Genomic DNA, 13,616 nt, shown 5'->3' with positions numbered 1-13,616 from the left:
GGCTCGCCTCGAAGGATGGCCGCAAGCGGCGCTGTCATCCTTCGAGGCGCGCAAGTGCGCGCACCTCAGGATGACGGTCTGTGCAAGTCGCCCGCAAGGAAATTGAAGCCATGGTGACCTTCTACGGCAAATCCTTCGCCTCCCGCCTGCTGATCGGCAGCGCGCTCTATCCCTCGCCTGCGATCATGCAGGAAGCGATCCGCGCCTCCGGCTCGAACATCGTCACGGTGTCGCTGCGGCGCGAATCCGCCGGCGGCAAGACCGGGGACGCGTTCTGGAAGCTGATCCGAGAGCTCGACGTCACCGTGCTGCCGAACACCGCGGGATGCCGCAGCGTGCGCGAGGCCGTGACCACGGCCAAGCTCGCGCGTGAATTGTTCGGCACGAGCTGGATCAAGCTCGAAGTCATCGCCGACAACGACACGCTGCAGCCCGATGTCGTCGGCCTCGTCGAAGCCGCCACCATCCTGATCAAGGACGGCTTTGAAGTGTTCCCCTATTGCACCGAGGATCTCTCGGTCGCCAACCGCCTGGTCGATGCCGGCTGCAAGGTGGTGATGCCGTGGGCAGCTCCGATCGGCAGCGCGAAGGGCATCACCAATCGCGATGCCTTGAGGCTGCTGCGCGAGCGCCTGCCCGACATCACGCTGGTGGTCGACGCTGGCCTCGGCGCTCCCAGCCACGCCGCGCAGGCGCTGGAGCTCGGCTATGACGCCGTGCTGCTCAACACCGCGATCGCCAAAGCCGCCGATCCCGTCGCGATGGCAAGAGCCTTCCGCCTCGGCTGTGATGCCGGCCGCACCGCTTATGAAGCCGGGCTGATGAACGCCCGCGACTTCGCCTCCCCCTCCACCCCTGTCGTTGGGACTCCGTTCTGGCATGCCGTATCCTGATCGATTTTATCCCGTCGTCGACAACCTCAAATGGGTCGAGCGGCTGACAAAGCTCGGCGTCGGCACCATCCAGCTGCGCGCCAAGGAGCTCAACGACGCCGACGCGCTGCAGATCGTCACCGACGCGCTGGCGATCACCAAGGACACGCAGGCGAAGCTCGTCGTGAACGACTATTGGCGCGCGGCCGTCGTCGCCGGCGCCACGCATCTGCATCTCGGCCAGGAGGATCTCGCCGACGCGGACCTCAAGGCGATCCGCGAGGCGGGCTTGTCGCTCGGCGTCTCCACCCATGACGACGACGAGCTTGCGACCGCGCTCGCGGCGAAACCAGATTACGTCGCGCTCGGCCCGATCTTCTTCACCACGCTCAAATCGATGCGCTTCGAGCCGCAGGGCATTCCGAAGATCACGGAATGGAAGAAGCGCATCGGCTCCATCCCGCTGGTCGCCATCGGCGGCATCAAGTTCGAGCACGCCGCGGAGATCTTTGCGGCGGGCGCGGATTCCATTGCGGTGGTCAGCGACGTCACCCAGAACCCCGACCCGGATGCGCGGGTGCGGCAATGGCTCGGCCTGTCCACGGAGGCTGCGTGATGCTGACACTCTCACCCCACACTCCACTGTCATCGCCCGGCTTGACCGGGCGATCCAGTACGCCGCAGCTTCTCGGCCCTAGCCGCACCGCCTCGGAGTACTGGATTCCCGCTTTCGCGGGGATGACAGCTGTATTTGCTCTCGCGCAGCGAAACTAACGAATTAAACCGGAGGATCCCATGAACATCCGCTCCAACCCCGAAAAGACCGTCCCCGCCGTCACCACCGGCCCCCTGCCCTCCTCGCGAAAAATCTTCGCCTCGCCTGACGCTGCGCCCGATCTGCGCGTGCCGCTGCGCGAAATCATCCTGTCCGAAGGCGCGGGCGAGCCGAACCTGCCGGTGTACGACACCTCGGGCCCCTACACCGATCCGTCCGTGACCATCGACGTCAACGCAGGCCTTGCCCGCAGTCGCAAGGCCTGGGTGCTGGAGCGCGGCGGCGTCGAGGAATATCAGGGCCGGCAGATCAAGCCGGAGGACAACGGCAGCGTCTCCACCGACAACGCCGCGCGCGCCTTCAGCGCCTATCACCAGCCGCTGCGCGGCCTCGACGGCCACAAGATCACCCAGCTCGAATTTGCCCGCGCCGGCATCATCACCAAGGAGATGATCTACGTCGCCGCCCGCGAGAATCTCGGCCGAAAGCAGCAGCTCGAGCGTGCGGAAGCAGCCCTTGCCGACGGCGAGAGCTTCGGCGCCTCGGTGCCCGCGTTCATCACGCCGGAATTCGTGCGCGACGAGATCGCGCGCGGCCGCGCCATCATCCCCTCCAACATCAACCATTCCGAACTCGAGCCGATGATCATCGGCCGCAACTTCCTGACCAAGATCAACGCCAATATCGGCAACTCCGCGGTGACGTCGTCGGTCGAGGAAGAGGTCGAGAAGATGGTGTGGGCGATCCGCTGGGGCGCCGACACCGTGATGGACCTCTCGACGGGCCGCAACATCCACACCACGCGTGAGTGGATCCTGCGCAACTCGCCGGTGCCGATCGGCACCGTTCCGATCTACCAGGCGCTGGAGAAGTGCAACGGCGATCCCGTCAAGCTGACCTGGGAGCTCTACAAGGACACGCTGATCGAGCAGTGCGAGCAGGGCGTCGACTATTTCACCATCCACGCCGGCGTGCGCCTGCAATACATCCACCTCACCGCCAGCCGCGTCACCGGCATCGTCAGCCGCGGCGGCTCGATCATGGCGAAGTGGTGCCTGGCGCACCACAAGGAGAGCTTCCTCTACACGCATTTCGACGAGATCTGCGACCTCATGCGCAAGTATGACGTCTCGTTCTCGCTCGGCGACGGCCTGCGTCCGGGCTCGATCGCGGATGCCAACGACCGCGCGCAATTCGCGGAGCTCGAGACGCTCGGCGAGCTGACCAAGATCGCGTGGGACAAGGGTTGCCAGGTCATGATCGAGGGCCCCGGCCACGTGCCGATGCACAAGATCAAGATCAACATGGACAAGCAGCTCAAGGAATGCGGCGAAGCCCCGTTCTACACGCTCGGGCCTCTGACCACCGACATCGCGCCGGGCTACGACCACATCACGTCGGGCATCGGCGCCGCCATGATCGGCTGGTTCGGCTGCGCCATGCTCTGCTACGTCACCCCTAAAGAGCATCTCGGCCTGCCCGACCGCAACGACGTCAAGACCGGCGTCATCACCTACAAGATCGCCGCGCACGCCGCCGACCTCGCCAAGGGCCACCCCGCCGCGCAACTGCGCGACGACGCTCTCTCCCGCGCGCGGTTCGAATTCCGCTGGACCGACCAGTTCAACCTCGGCCTCGACCCTGATACCGCCAAGAGCTTCCACGACGAGACCCTGCCGAAGGAAGCCCACAAGGTCGCCCATTTCTGCTCGATGTGCGGCCCAAAATTCTGCTCGATGAAGATCACCCAGGACGTGCGGGACTACGCGGCGACGCTGAACGATCCGAACAGCGTGGGCATGTCGATCAGCGGCACCGCCGAGGACGGCATGGCCAAGATGAGCGCGAAGTTCAAGGAGATGGGGAGCAGCGTTTATCTGGATGCGGAGAAGGTGAAGGAGAGCAATCGGGTGCTGTGAGGGGCTTCACGCGCTTGTCGTCATGCCCGGGCTTGCCCCGGGCATCCATCCGAAAATTGAGAGGCCGGGCAAAAGCCTGGCCTCTTTTAATTTGGCACGGCGTCGATCAAACAAGATGCTAGAAACATGCGGCCAGCGGTTAACATTGGGTGCGCCGACCTTGGTACTCTTGCTCTGTGAGGTCCTCCGGATCTCGATCTCCGATTGCAAGTGACCAACCCGTTCTCTGGATGACCGGATCATTTTGGCGACCGCCGAGGAACCACCAGGACCTAAGCTCTGGATTATCGTAGATGGATAGCACGTCTCCATTTTCAAACATGAGATCGAGCTGATCCTTGCTGACAATCCTCGTCTCGACGATTTTCGTTCGTAGAATGCGATCAACATTCAAGGATTTTTCGTTGCCGTAGATCTCGTAAGAGAAATTGACCGCACCATCGGAGGATCGAAACGAGAAACGGTCCGCGACATTCAACAAGGCATGCTCGTCCTCAAACCAGAACATGATGTGATACTTGTCGATCGTCACCTGATAGAGTTCCCATCCTATGATGGGACCAAAATCAAAGCGTTCGCTAAATCCAATTGCCATTTCTATCGTCTTCCCGTTTTACCGCCGGTAGGCAAAGCTGGATAAGCGTAGCGAGGTCTGGTGTCTTTGTCGTCCCGCATATCGCTCCGCTCATGCGGGCTACACGTGGATCATTGACATTGCCCGGGCCCACTCCCCACCGCCTCCCCGACCAACTCCGCCCCAACCTCCGCCTCGTCTTCGTCGGCACTGCCGCCTCGACGCGCTCGGCTGAGCTCGGGCATTACTACGCCCATCCCGGCAACCGTTTCTGGCGGGCGATCCATGAGGCCGGGATCACGCCGCGGCGCTATCAGCCAAGCGAGTTTGCGGAGTTGATCGAGCTCGGGATCGGCTTCACCGATCTCTCCAAGTCGGGCGCGGGGATGGATCACCAGATCGCGGCGGAGGCGATCGACGTGCCGGGCTTCAGGGCGAAGATGGAAAAGTACCGGCCGCGGACGATTGCGTTCACGAGCAAGAAGGCGGCGAGCCTGTTTTACGGCCGGCCGTCGGCGTCGATTGCGCTGGGGCGGCAAGAGCGGGATGGGAGCTGGCCGGAGATTTTCGTGCTGCCCTCGCCGTCCGGTGCAGCGTCGGGGAGTTGGACACTGGAGCCGTGGCGGGAGTTGGCGGCTTGGATCGCGGCGTAGGATCGGCGAATGATAGCGCGTCACACTCCGCCGTCGTCCCGGCGCAGGCCGGGACCCATAACCCCAGGGAGGAGTTTGGCGAAGACTGGTCGCCCGGTACTACGACCATCCGCAACATATAAATCACGCGGTATGGGTCCCGGCCCCCGTGCGCAATTACGCACTAAGCCGGGACGACATCGTGGGTTTGACTCGAGGTCCTGCTCAAACACGAAGCCTCGTAGGGTGGGCAAGGCGCGTCAGCGCCGTGCCCACGATTTCTTCGCGAGTCCCAGCAGTGCGTGGGCACGGCGCGAAGAGCGCGCCTTTGCCCACCCTACGGCACCGTCGCCTCACCCCGCATACGCCTTGTCGAGCTCCGCGATCACGATCTTCCGCATCCCCATCATCGCCTGCATCACGCGGTTCGCCTTGGTGCGGTCGGGGTCGCCGAGATAGCGGCCGAGCGCCGTCGGGATCACCTGCCAGGACAGGCCAAATTTGTCCTTGAGCCAGCCGCACCTCGATTCCTCGCCGCCGTCGGCGGTGAGCGCTTGCCAAAAGTAATCGACCTCCTCTTGCGTCTCGACGCTGATGAAGAACGACACCGCCTCGTTGAAGCGGTAGTGCGGCCCGCCATTGAGCGCGTGGAAGCGCTGGCCTTCGAGCTCGAACACCGCCATGAAGTCGCTGACGGTCTCGACCTTGGCATTGGGAAACACCGATTTGTAGAACGCGACGGCCTCGGGGACGTTGTTGTCGAACCAGAGAAACGGCGTGATCGAGGTCATGAATGGGGCTCCTTTCGGCTCGGGCGCGGCGCCGGTGTCCCAAGGACGAAAGAGCGCGCGGCATTCCGACAGGGAGCCCCACTTTTTCCACTCCGCCGTCGTCCCGGCGAAGGCCGGGACCCATAACCACAGGGAGGAGTTTGGCGGAGACTGGTTGCTCGGTACTGCGACCGTCCGCAACACGGCGATCACGCGGTATGGGTCCCGGCCTTCGCCGGGACGACACCTTGGGTGGAGCAAAAAGCTGCGACTAAAATGAAAGCGGGCGCATTGTCGGAATCCGCCCCCACCATTCGTCCTTTGGACCAACACCGCAACCACCCCGGAGCCTCCCATGCCCACCATCACCGCCTTCGAAAACTCACCCGACCGCGGCCGCGGGCAGGCGCGCGACATGCGGGTTCGCTGGGCGCTGGAGGAGGTCGGCCAGCCCTACGATGTCCGCCTCGTCTCGTTCGCGGCGATGAAGCAGCCGGCGCATCTGGCGCTGCATCCGTTCGGGCAGATTCCAACCTTCGAGGATGGCGATCTCGCCCTGTTCGAAACCGGTGCGATCGTGCTGCGCATCGCCGAGTGTCATGCCGGATTGCTGCCTGATGACGCCAACGCCAGGAGCCGCGCGATCGCGTGGATGTTTGCCGCGCTGAACACGCTGGAGCCGCCGATCGTCGAGCTCGGCATGGCCATGCTGTTCGAGCGCGACAGGAGCTGGTACGCGGAGCGGCTGCCCGGCTTGCAGGATCGCGTGCGCACCAGGCTCGGCGAACTGTCCCGCCACATCAGTGAAGCCGACTGGCTCGACGGCGCCTTCAGCGCCGGCGATCTCATGATGGTGACGGTGCTGCGGCGGCTGAACACATCTGGCCTGCTGGACGAATATCCTGAGATCGCCGCCTATATCGCGCGCGGTGAAGCGCGGCCGGCGTTCCAGCGCGCCTTCGATGCGCAGCTTGCGGTGTTCAAGGCTGCATCGCGTTCGTAGGGTGGGTTAGCCGCGCGGCTGCGCAAAGCGCAGGCCGCGTGGCGTAACCCACCGCTTCTGTCGCCGCGGATGCAGACTTGGTGGGTTACGCCTTGCGCCGGAATCGTGTTGGGAGATCGAGTTTGTGAACGGCTAACCCACCCTACGAGAGCTTCGAACGACGCACCTGCTCCGTCTTCTCCCCATTGCATGCACCCCAGCGCCCCTTCATGCTGGCCTCCGCCACCCCAGGGAGCCCGCCCATGCTGACCCTCTATTCCTACCCGCAACTGTTCGGCGTCGCCGACAACAACGGCTACGGCCTCAAGGTCTACGCCTTCCTCAAGCTCGCAGGCGTGTCGTTCGTGCACGAGCATATCTTCGATGCCTCGGCCGCACCGCGCGGGCAGCTGCCTTACGTCGTCGACGACGGCGAGAGCATCGGCGACAGCGAGACCATCATCGCGCATGCGATCGGGAAATATCGTCTCACCATCGATGCCGGACTTTCACCGGCGCAGAGTCGCACAAATCTCCTCGTCACGCGCATGCTCGACGATCTCTATTGGGTGATGTCGTATTCGCGCTGGAGGGACGAGCGCTATTATCCGGCGTTCCGCGACGGCTTCATCGCGCAGCATCCGCAAGTGAGTGCGGAAGGATTTGAGAAGGCCAAGGCGTATAATGCGCAGCGCTATCATTACCAGGGCATCGGCCGCTACACGCCGGAGCAGGCTTACGCGCGCGGGCTCGCCGATTTGCAGGTGCTGGCCGAGATCGTGCCCGCCGCGGGCTTCGTGCACGGCGCGCCGCCAACGAGCGTCGATGCTGGCATCTACGGCTTTGTCGCGAACATCTATTATTTTCCGATCCCGACGCCGCTGAAGGCGTTCGTGGATGCGCAGAAGAATCTCGTCGCGCATTGCGAGCGGATTCATGCGGCGGTCGGAAAATCGTAGGGTGGGTTAGCGCAGCGGCTGCGCGAAGCGCGGGCCGATGCGCGTAACCCACCTCTTCTCTTTCCGCAGTGACAGAAGTGGTGGGTTACGCCAAGCGGCTAACCCACCCTACGGCACCCTGGCCTACCGCATCGTGATCGCGAGGCCGCTGAGATCCGCATTCGCCATCAACCCGACCTGCGTGCCCGTCAGCTCCAGCACGGCGCCCTTCTGGTTGGTGAGCACGATGGCACGGGCGCCGGCGCCAACGGCGAGGCCCGCGCCGGCGGCGCCGTAGACCCCGGCGACATCGGAGGGACGGTTGATGTTGGAGACGCGGCCGCGCAGCACCGTCTTTGAACCGCCGAAGACGAGGCCGTAGTCGAGGCCGCCGGTGGAGAGCCCATAGGTGCGGCCGCGGAAGTTGAGCACGCCGCTCCCGCCTGAGCCGCCGATGATCCAGCCGGCCTTGTAGATCGTCAGCGTCACGAAACCGCTGTCGGCCATCGCCGAGGTCGAGAGCCCGGCCAGGGCGGCAATGGCGACCAGCGCGGCGCGGAAGGTGGATGCAATCTTCATGGGCGTCTCCGGGGGCTATTTTTCAAGGGGGATTCGAATCAGACGCATCGAATCTATCCGATCGATCGCGGCGGCAACATGATGGGACTGCCCTGAGACACAAGGTGCAGCGTCGCACTCAACCGTCATCGCCCGGTTCAACCGGGCGATCCAGTATTCCAGAGGCGGCGGTGATTGAGCCGAGAGGCCGCGGCGTACTGGATGCCCCGGTCAAAGCCGGGGCATGACGGCGGAGGCTCGGGCACAAGGTCGCCCATCGCCATCATCCCATTCTGCCCTTGTTTTGCCCGACGGAGCAACTTGAGTGTTTAGCCTTTACCGAATTATAAAAAACTCAATGATCTCCGCATGATCTCTACTGTGCATGGGGTTGTTTTCGCGTTTTTGTTCTTGCCCGTCTCCGCAACCCGATTGCAAGTCTCCCGCATGTCGCTACGCTCATGCGGGCTACGCGCCCGCTCCTAATTCGAGGTGATGCCATGCCGATCCAGCATTTCGCGCCCCCGCCGCACGTGAAGGCGCCGCCGCTGTCCTTTGCGACGCGCGTCGGTGATCTCCTGTTCGTCTCGGGCATTCCGGGCTTCGATGCCAATGGTGCGCTGCCCGACGGTTTCGAGGCCCAGTTCGCCAATGTCGTCGTCAACATCAAGCGCGTGCTGGACGAGGCCGGCGCCGGTGTCCGCGACCTCGTCAAGGTCAACGTGCTCTTGACCCGCGCCTCCGACGTCGCCGCCATGAACGCGCTCTATGCCGGCGCCTTCGGCCCGCCGCCCTATCCGGCCCGCACCACCTGCGTGGTGCAGGCCCTGCCCGATCCGAAGATGCTGATCGAGATCGAGGCGGTGGCCTCGCTGGCGAAGTGAGCCACGGAGCGTGTGGCTTGCCGGGCACGCGGCCGAACCAAATGCTTGGGGAACAGCTGACATGTCCGTGAACGGCAGCTCCCCGGCTTGCAAAGGACCTGCTTTTACCGCACGAATTTTTGCGTCCCACTTCCCCACAAGGAGATATTTCATGCGTCGCGTTCTCGCCCTCTGTGCCGTTGCCGGCATCGCAAGTTCCGTGTTCGCCGTGCCCGCATCCGCCAAGGTCGGCTATTACGTGATCCGCTGGGACAACACCGGCATCTGCCAGGTCTGGAACGAGGACCTGCAATACAAGCCGCTTCAAATTGGGGTGTCGACCTACAAGGTCGTCAGCAAGCCGCTCCCGACCTTCCAGGCCGCTTCCGACGTCCAGATCAAGATGCGCGCCGAGCGCCGCTGCACGCTCTGAGCTTCTTGCAACGGACCGGATTTCGAGGGCGGGTCGCGCGAGCGGCCCGCCTTCTTCTTTTTGCGGGACCCGCGCGTTTTCCGGCCGAATTCAGCCATGTCCCGCCCGCGCGCTTTGAACCTGACCGGGCTGCGGAACTACTCACATCTTGTCCGGGGCGCATTCCCCAAGACGTCCCGCACCAGCCCTCCCCGTCATTGCCGGGAGGCACATCACATCATTCATTTGAGGAGCTGATCATGCGTCGTATTTCCGTGCTGTGCGCTGCCGCCGGTCTTGCCGTCACCGCCTTCGTCGCGGCGAGCCCTGCGGAAGCCAGCTATCACCTGATCCGCTGGCAGGACACGGGCCTGTGCCAGATCTGGGACGAGAGCATCCCGACCACACCGTGGCCGGCCGGCTATCATCGCGCCAGCGCATCCGTGCCGACCTTCATCGACGCCCTCGCGGTGAAGGATGCCGCGCTGAAGAACGGTCAGTGCACCTGGTAAGATTTTCGATCGGCGGACGAAGAGCGGGCGAGGACCATGCGTCCTTGCCCGCTTGTTTTTCCAGGATGCCGTAGGGTGGGCAAAGGCGCGCACTTCGCGCGCCGTGCCCACGCCTTTCAACAACGGGCAAATGGTAGGCACGGCGCGATGCGCCTTTGCCCACCCTACGAGATATCGTCAAGCCCGCTCACGCATCCTTATGCGCGCCGGGATGGATCAGGACGTCGCGCGCGGCGGCGAGATCGATGAAGGCTTGCGCGCTGCCGCCGTGGTCGGGATGCATGCCCTTGGCGGCGCGGCGATAGGCCTGGTTGATGTCCTCGCAGGTGAGCTGCACCGCGAGCGGCAGACCAAGCATCTTGCGGGCGCGATCCTCGCTGGACAGCTGTTTCGGCATGGCGTTGCGGCGGCCGAAGCGCGGCGCGGTCAGATCATGAACGACTTCGAGAACGACGCCGATGCGGCGCTGGGCCGCCAGCGTGACGCCGTGATCGTCATTGTCGACCGCCTGGCGCAGCACCGGAAGCGCCTGCTCGGCGGCCTGTCGCAGCGTGGCATCGCTGCTCATCCGCGCGATCTCGGCCACGAGCCGGCCCGCCTCGGCCCAATCGGCCGATTGCGCCGACCGCAGGCGTTCGAGGGCGGGTTTCCAGGAGTCGAGCCGGGAGTCGAGCCGTTCCATCATGCGCGCAACGTTTAGCAATGAAGATCAGTATGCCAAGGCTGCCGTTTCCGACCCCTTAATTTCGAGTTAGCGTTTCGTGAAACTTCGAAACGAAATCGGGAGGAAAATGTCATGGCATTGCTCGCAAACCACATCGCCGTCGTCACGGGCGCCGGTTCCGGCATCGGCCGCGCCATCGCGGCCGGCTACGCCCGCGAGGGCGCGCAAGTGGTGCTGCTCGACGTCAATGCCGACACGGTCGCGGAGGCCGCCCAGGAGATCCGCAAAGCGGGCGGCAAGGCCGAGAGTTTTGCGCTCGACGTTGTCAGGCGCGAGGACTGTTTTGCGCTGGCCAAGCAGGTCGCGGGCGAGGTCGGGCAGGTCTCGATCCTAGTCAACAATGCCGGCATCACCCGCCGCAACGCCTTCACCGCGGAGACCGAGACGGTCGCGAAGGACTGGAACGACATCATCTCGCTCAATCTCAACGGCGTCTTCAACATGACGCAGGCCTTCCTCGCACCCCTGCGCGCGAGCAAAGGCCGCATCGTCAATATCGGCTCGATCCAGTCCTTCGTGCATCTGCGCACGCCAAGCTCGGCGGCTTACACGACCTCGAAACACGGCGTGCTCGGCTTTACCAAGGCGCTCGCGGTCGAGCTCGGCAAGGAGGGCGTGCGCGTCAACGCGATCGGGCCGGGCTTCATCGAGACCAACATCAACGCCAATGTGCGCGCGACCAATCCGGCGCTGGTGCAGGCCTTCGTCGACCACACCCCGCTGGCGCGCACCGGCAAGCCCGAGGATATCGTCGGGCCCGCGATCTTCCTCGCCTCGGATCTGTCGGCCTATGTCACGGGAACGATCGTGATGGTGGACGGCGGCTATCGGACGGTGTGAGGCGCGACTCACTATCCCGAAGCACGAGATCATCGTCCGCCTTGTAGGCAATTGCGCCACTGGACCGGACGATGACACCGCGTGTGTGGAAGAGATAGTCCCGCATCACGATGCATCTGGCGCAAATCGCGGCGGCTTAGCGGCATTCCTGAGGTCAATTGGTGCGATCGTCCGCGATTAACCTTTCATTAACCAAACCCGCCCACCGTGGATCTACGGCTTGGGGGTCGTTGGTTCTCGATCCGCTTCCAAAGATGGCAGCGGGCGTTGATCGGGAGGTGTGTTGATGACCACTGTTCATGTCGCCGCGTCCGAGTCGGGCGCGCAATTCCTTGCTCCTAACCAGATCGTTCCGCTTCTGATCGGCGCCACCGTTGACGAGGTCGAGCGCGAGCTCGTGCTTCAGACGCTTGCGCGCTGCGACGGCAACCGCACACGCGCATCGCGCGTGCTCGGCCTGTCGGTGCGTACGCTGCGCAACAAGATCAAGCTCTATGCCGCGTCCGGCATCGAGGTGCCCGCCTATCAGGATTAGCGTCCGAGGACGCACCGCTGGATCAGTCCGCCGATGATGACCGCGAGCGCGATCATCACGACCGAGGCTGCGATCATCTCGATCGCGCGGAGGAAGAAGGCCGTCATGACAGCCCATGACGGCTGCGGCTCCTCGGCGAATGCGACCGGCACGACGTCGGGTACCAGCTGGTGAGCGAGGCCAAGCGCCGCCGCAAGGACGACAGCGAACAGGCAGAGGATTTTCCACGCTGCGCGCATCGGTCGCTCCTCGCAACAGTTCTGGCCGCACGATCGATGACACAGCGGCGCGTGCCGCCGATTGATGTTGATCAAGCGTTCTGAGCTGTCCCGGCGGAATTGCTGCTGTCGTCAAACGCCGCTAAGTAGCTTGCTTCCGATCATGGGGAGCAGTGGCGTGGCAGACGATCAGGGACGACGGCAGGGATCTCAAGGGCCGCGCGGACGGCAGGGTGAACCGGGACGGCCGGGACCGCAGGGTCATCCCGGCCGGCGCGGTCCCGACGGCGCGCGCGGCAAGCCGGGACCGCAGGGCAAGCCGGGGCCGCTCGGAAAGGCGGGACCTCAGGGCAAGCCCGGTCCGCAAGGCAAGCAGGGTGAGGCCGGCCCGAGTGGGGCCGCCGGCGCGCAGGGGCCTGCCGGACCTCAAGGGCCGGCGGGACCGCAAGGCCCGCGCGGCGAGGCTGGGCCTGCCGGTCAATTGCCCTCGATCGAACAGCTGCTGCCGTGGCTCGAGCAACTGTTCGACGCCTGGGACGAGCGCCGCCGCCAGCGCGAGCGCGACGCCGCCGAACGCGAGGCGCTGGAGGCCGCCGTGCAGGAGCCCGATGAGGCCATCGTCGACGACGCGAGCGACGACAGCGAAGGCGACGCGCACAAGAAAAAGAAGAAAAAGAAGAAGCACGGTCACTAGGATTAGTGGCGCCCCCGTGCCCCGACGCAGCGCAGCACGCAGTGACGCGCTGCTGGGCCGGCGCCCATCTGACCAAGAGCTTTTCTCGCGATTTTCTGGGTCACGGCTCTGCGTCGCAGCGCTGACGCACTGCGCCGCGTCCGGGACACGAGCCTCGGTTTAGGAAGCCGATGAATCATCCTTGCGCGGCAGCATGCCCATGCGCTCGAATTGCCAGCGCATGGCGCGATACCAGAGATAGCCCACCGCCGCGCCGCACAGGGCCAGGATGATCACGTTCGCGCTCGAGAACGAGCCGCTCCACCACATCATCCACGCGGTCCATAATAGCGTGAGGACGATGGCACCTGCTTTCAGAGGAAGAAGGGGGCGGCTCATGGGTCGTGCTCCGGCTGTCAAAACCCCGGCACACATCATTGCAGGAGGAGACGCCCCCGTACCGTGAGCCAGATCACGGAACGAATTACCCGAGGCCACTAACCGAAGCGCAGCCGCGAGCGCTCCCTGGCCCTTTCCGCCTCGACCTCACGGTCCCGCGCCGGCGCATGGGTGTGCAGCGAGGTCAGGAGATTTCGCGCGGCCTGCGAGACCTCCGCCACTGCGCGGTCGAACGCCGCCTCGTTGGCCTGCGACGGCTTGTTGAAGCCGGACAGTTTTCGCACGAACTGGAGCGCGCTGGCATGGATCTCATCCTCCGTCGCCGGCGGCTCGAAGTTGAACAGCGTCTTGATGTTGCGGCACATGCAGGGGCCTCTTCCGGATGTTTCCTTGAAGACGATCGGCGGAGCCGAAATCCTA

The 13,616-nt window shown here is 64.2% G+C and carries 19 protein-coding genes; 12 read left to right on the top strand and 7 right to left on the bottom strand.

What is annotated here, in order from left to right; all coding sequences use genetic code 11:
* The first annotated feature begins 110 nt into the window (after nt 1–110).
* From A3AS_RS0116190 to thiC, 3 genes are all read left to right on the top strand, one after another.
* Complete coding sequence (locus A3AS_RS0116190; RefSeq protein ID WP_018318621.1) at nt 111–893, top strand: thiazole synthase; 783 nt, start codon at nt 111–113, stop codon at nt 891–893.
* Nucleotides 880–1,488: a thiamine phosphate synthase gene (locus tag A3AS_RS0116185; protein WP_018318620.1), complete on the top strand. Its 609-nt coding sequence runs from the start codon at nt 880–882 to the stop codon at nt 1,486–1,488. Before A3AS_RS0116190 ends, A3AS_RS0116185 begins: the two co-directional genes overlap by 14 nt.
* A gap of 179 nt (nt 1,489–1,667) precedes the next feature.
* Nucleotides 1,668–3,566 carry a phosphomethylpyrimidine synthase ThiC gene (gene thiC / locus A3AS_RS0116180; protein WP_018318619.1) on the top strand — a complete coding sequence of 633 codons (1,899 nt, stop codon included), beginning with the start codon at nt 1,668–1,670 and terminating at the stop codon, nt 3,564–3,566.
* Between the two features lie 139 nt (nt 3,567–3,705).
* On the opposite strand, the gene A3AS_RS0116175 is transcribed toward thiC, so the two are convergent.
* Nucleotides 3,706–4,161 (bottom strand): hypothetical protein, encoded by a 456-nt coding sequence (locus A3AS_RS0116175; RefSeq protein WP_018318618.1) that lies wholly within the window; start codon nt 4,159–4,161, stop codon nt 3,706–3,708.
* 119 nt (nt 4,162–4,280) lie between these two features.
* On the opposite strand from A3AS_RS0116175, the gene A3AS_RS0116170 reads away from it, so the two are divergent.
* A complete protein-coding gene (locus tag A3AS_RS0116170; RefSeq protein ID WP_018318617.1) occupies nt 4,281–4,793 on the top strand; it encodes a uracil-DNA glycosylase family protein in 513 nt (170 codons plus the stop codon).
* Between the two features lie 332 nt (nt 4,794–5,125).
* On the opposite strand, the gene A3AS_RS0116165 is transcribed toward A3AS_RS0116170, so the two are convergent.
* Nucleotides 5,126–5,563, bottom strand: coding sequence for a VOC family protein (locus tag A3AS_RS0116165; protein WP_018318616.1), 438 nt, complete (start codon nt 5,561–5,563; stop codon nt 5,126–5,128).
* A gap of 334 nt (nt 5,564–5,897) precedes the next feature.
* Here A3AS_RS0116165 and A3AS_RS0116160 point away from each other — a divergent pair, with 334 nt between their 5' ends.
* The gene (locus A3AS_RS0116160; protein ID WP_018318615.1) at nt 5,898–6,545 is read left to right on the top strand and encodes a glutathione S-transferase family protein; all 648 of its coding nucleotides are present in this window, start codon (nt 5,898–5,900) and stop codon (nt 6,543–6,545) included.
* 242 nt (nt 6,546–6,787) lie between these two features.
* Nucleotides 6,788–7,483, top strand: a complete 696-nt coding sequence (locus tag A3AS_RS0116155; RefSeq protein WP_026202047.1) for a glutathione S-transferase family protein — start codon at nt 6,788–6,790, stop codon at nt 7,481–7,483.
* A gap of 123 nt (nt 7,484–7,606) precedes the next feature.
* Here the strand turns inward: A3AS_RS0116155 and A3AS_RS0116150 are convergent, their stop codons facing one another.
* Entirely contained in the window at nt 7,607–8,041 is a 435-nt protein-coding gene (locus A3AS_RS0116150; RefSeq protein WP_018318613.1) for a hypothetical protein, read from the bottom strand.
* A gap of 479 nt (nt 8,042–8,520) precedes the next feature.
* Between A3AS_RS0116150 and A3AS_RS0116145 the strand changes: the two genes are divergently transcribed.
* The 3 genes from A3AS_RS0116145 (at nt 8,521) to A3AS_RS0116135 (ending at nt 9,807) form a co-directional block, all read left to right on the top strand.
* The gene (locus tag A3AS_RS0116145) at nt 8,521–8,904 is read left to right on the top strand and encodes a RidA family protein (protein ID WP_018318612.1); all 384 of its coding nucleotides are present in this window, start codon (nt 8,521–8,523) and stop codon (nt 8,902–8,904) included.
* 151 nt (nt 8,905–9,055) lie between these two features.
* Nucleotides 9,056–9,316, top strand: a complete 261-nt coding sequence (locus A3AS_RS48330) for a hypothetical protein (protein WP_018318611.1) — start codon at nt 9,056–9,058, stop codon at nt 9,314–9,316.
* A gap of 239 nt (nt 9,317–9,555) precedes the next feature.
* The gene (locus A3AS_RS0116135; protein WP_018318610.1) at nt 9,556–9,807 is read left to right on the top strand and encodes a hypothetical protein; all 252 of its coding nucleotides are present in this window, start codon (nt 9,556–9,558) and stop codon (nt 9,805–9,807) included.
* A 187-nt stretch (nt 9,808–9,994) separates the two neighbouring features.
* Here the strand turns inward: A3AS_RS0116135 and A3AS_RS0116130 are convergent, their stop codons facing one another.
* The gene (locus A3AS_RS0116130) at nt 9,995–10,492 is read right to left on the bottom strand and encodes a molecular chaperone DnaJ (RefSeq protein WP_018318609.1); all 498 of its coding nucleotides are present in this window, start codon (nt 10,490–10,492) and stop codon (nt 9,995–9,997) included.
* A 111-nt stretch (nt 10,493–10,603) separates the two neighbouring features.
* Here A3AS_RS0116130 and A3AS_RS0116125 point away from each other — a divergent pair, with 111 nt between their 5' ends.
* The gene (locus A3AS_RS0116125; RefSeq protein ID WP_018318608.1) at nt 10,604–11,371 is read left to right on the top strand and encodes an SDR family NAD(P)-dependent oxidoreductase; all 768 of its coding nucleotides are present in this window, start codon (nt 10,604–10,606) and stop codon (nt 11,369–11,371) included.
* Nucleotides 11,372–11,657: 286 nt separating this feature from the next.
* Nucleotides 11,658–11,906, top strand: coding sequence for a helix-turn-helix domain-containing protein (locus tag A3AS_RS0116120; RefSeq protein ID WP_018318607.1), 249 nt, complete (start codon nt 11,658–11,660; stop codon nt 11,904–11,906).
* Here A3AS_RS0116120 and A3AS_RS0116115 read toward each other — a convergent pair.
* Nucleotides 11,903–12,145 carry a hypothetical protein gene (locus tag A3AS_RS0116115; protein ID WP_026202046.1) on the bottom strand — a complete coding sequence of 81 codons (243 nt, stop codon included), beginning with the start codon at nt 12,143–12,145 and terminating at the stop codon, nt 11,903–11,905. The two genes, A3AS_RS0116120 and A3AS_RS0116115, sit on opposite strands and share 4 nt — an antisense overlap.
* A 157-nt stretch (nt 12,146–12,302) precedes the next feature.
* On the opposite strand from A3AS_RS0116115, the gene A3AS_RS0116110 reads away from it, so the two are divergent.
* Nucleotides 12,303–12,818: a collagen-like protein gene (locus A3AS_RS0116110; protein ID WP_026202045.1), complete on the top strand. Its 516-nt coding sequence runs from the start codon at nt 12,303–12,305 to the stop codon at nt 12,816–12,818.
* Nucleotides 12,819–12,977: 159 nt separating this feature from the next.
* Here A3AS_RS0116110 and A3AS_RS0116105 read toward each other — a convergent pair whose 3' ends face one another.
* Nucleotides 12,978–13,196: a hypothetical protein gene (locus A3AS_RS0116105; RefSeq protein WP_026202044.1), complete on the bottom strand. Its 219-nt coding sequence runs from the start codon at nt 13,194–13,196 to the stop codon at nt 12,978–12,980.
* Between the two features lie 98 nt (nt 13,197–13,294).
* Nucleotides 13,295–13,561, bottom strand: a complete 267-nt coding sequence (locus A3AS_RS0116100; RefSeq protein WP_018318604.1) for a DUF2277 domain-containing protein — start codon at nt 13,559–13,561, stop codon at nt 13,295–13,297.
* Nucleotides 13,562–13,616 lie beyond the last annotated feature (55 nt).

It is taken from the genome of Bradyrhizobium sp. WSM2793 (assembly GCF_000379585.1).
Classification (GTDB): domain Bacteria; phylum Pseudomonadota; class Alphaproteobacteria; order Rhizobiales; family Xanthobacteraceae; genus Bradyrhizobium.
This window is presented reverse-complemented; position numbering and strand designations above follow the sequence as displayed.

What these genes read in the sequence shown, in the direction of transcription:
- A3AS_RS0116190 (WP_018318621.1), top strand. Translation starts at nt 111, where the DNA reads ATGGTGACCTTCTACGGCAAATCCTTCGCCTCCCGCCTGCTGATCGGC.
- A3AS_RS0116185 (WP_018318620.1), top strand. Translation starts at nt 880, where the DNA reads ATGCCGTATCCTGATCGATTTTATCCCGTCGTCGACAACCTCAAATGG.
- A3AS_RS0116135 (WP_018318610.1), top strand. Translation starts at nt 9,556, where the DNA reads ATGCGTCGTATTTCCGTGCTGTGCGCTGCCGCCGGTCTTGCCGTCACC.
- A3AS_RS48330 (WP_018318611.1), top strand. Translation starts at nt 9,056, where the DNA reads ATGCGTCGCGTTCTCGCCCTCTGTGCCGTTGCCGGCATCGCAAGTTCC.
- A3AS_RS0116145 (WP_018318612.1), top strand. Translation starts at nt 8,521, where the DNA reads ATGCCGATCCAGCATTTCGCGCCCCCGCCGCACGTGAAGGCGCCGCCG.
- A3AS_RS0116155 (WP_026202047.1), top strand. Translation starts at nt 6,788, where the DNA reads ATGCTGACCCTCTATTCCTACCCGCAACTGTTCGGCGTCGCCGACAAC.
- A3AS_RS0116160 (WP_018318615.1), top strand. Translation starts at nt 5,898, where the DNA reads ATGCCCACCATCACCGCCTTCGAAAACTCACCCGACCGCGGCCGCGGG.
- A3AS_RS0116150 (WP_018318613.1), bottom strand. Translation starts at nt 8,041, where the DNA reads ATGAAGATTGCATCCACCTTCCGCGCCGCGCTGGTCGCCATTGCCGCC.
- A3AS_RS0116105 (WP_026202044.1), bottom strand. Translation starts at nt 13,196, where the DNA reads ATGAGCCGCCCCCTTCTTCCTCTGAAAGCAGGTGCCATCGTCCTCACG.
- A3AS_RS0116130 (WP_018318609.1), bottom strand. Translation starts at nt 10,492, where the DNA reads ATGATGGAACGGCTCGACTCCCGGCTCGACTCCTGGAAACCCGCCCTC.
- A3AS_RS0116175 (WP_018318618.1), bottom strand. Translation starts at nt 4,161, where the DNA reads ATGGCAATTGGATTTAGCGAACGCTTTGATTTTGGTCCCATCATAGGA.
- A3AS_RS0116120 (WP_018318607.1), top strand. Translation starts at nt 11,658, where the DNA reads ATGACCACTGTTCATGTCGCCGCGTCCGAGTCGGGCGCGCAATTCCTT.
- A3AS_RS0116165 (WP_018318616.1), bottom strand. Translation starts at nt 5,563, where the DNA reads ATGACCTCGATCACGCCGTTTCTCTGGTTCGACAACAACGTCCCCGAG.
- A3AS_RS0116100 (WP_018318604.1), bottom strand. Translation starts at nt 13,561, where the DNA reads ATGTGCCGCAACATCAAGACGCTGTTCAACTTCGAGCCGCCGGCGACG.
- A3AS_RS0116125 (WP_018318608.1), top strand. Translation starts at nt 10,604, where the DNA reads ATGGCATTGCTCGCAAACCACATCGCCGTCGTCACGGGCGCCGGTTCC.
- thiC (WP_018318619.1), top strand. Translation starts at nt 1,668, where the DNA reads ATGAACATCCGCTCCAACCCCGAAAAGACCGTCCCCGCCGTCACCACC.
- A3AS_RS0116115 (WP_026202046.1), bottom strand. Translation starts at nt 12,145, where the DNA reads ATGCGCGCAGCGTGGAAAATCCTCTGCCTGTTCGCTGTCGTCCTTGCG.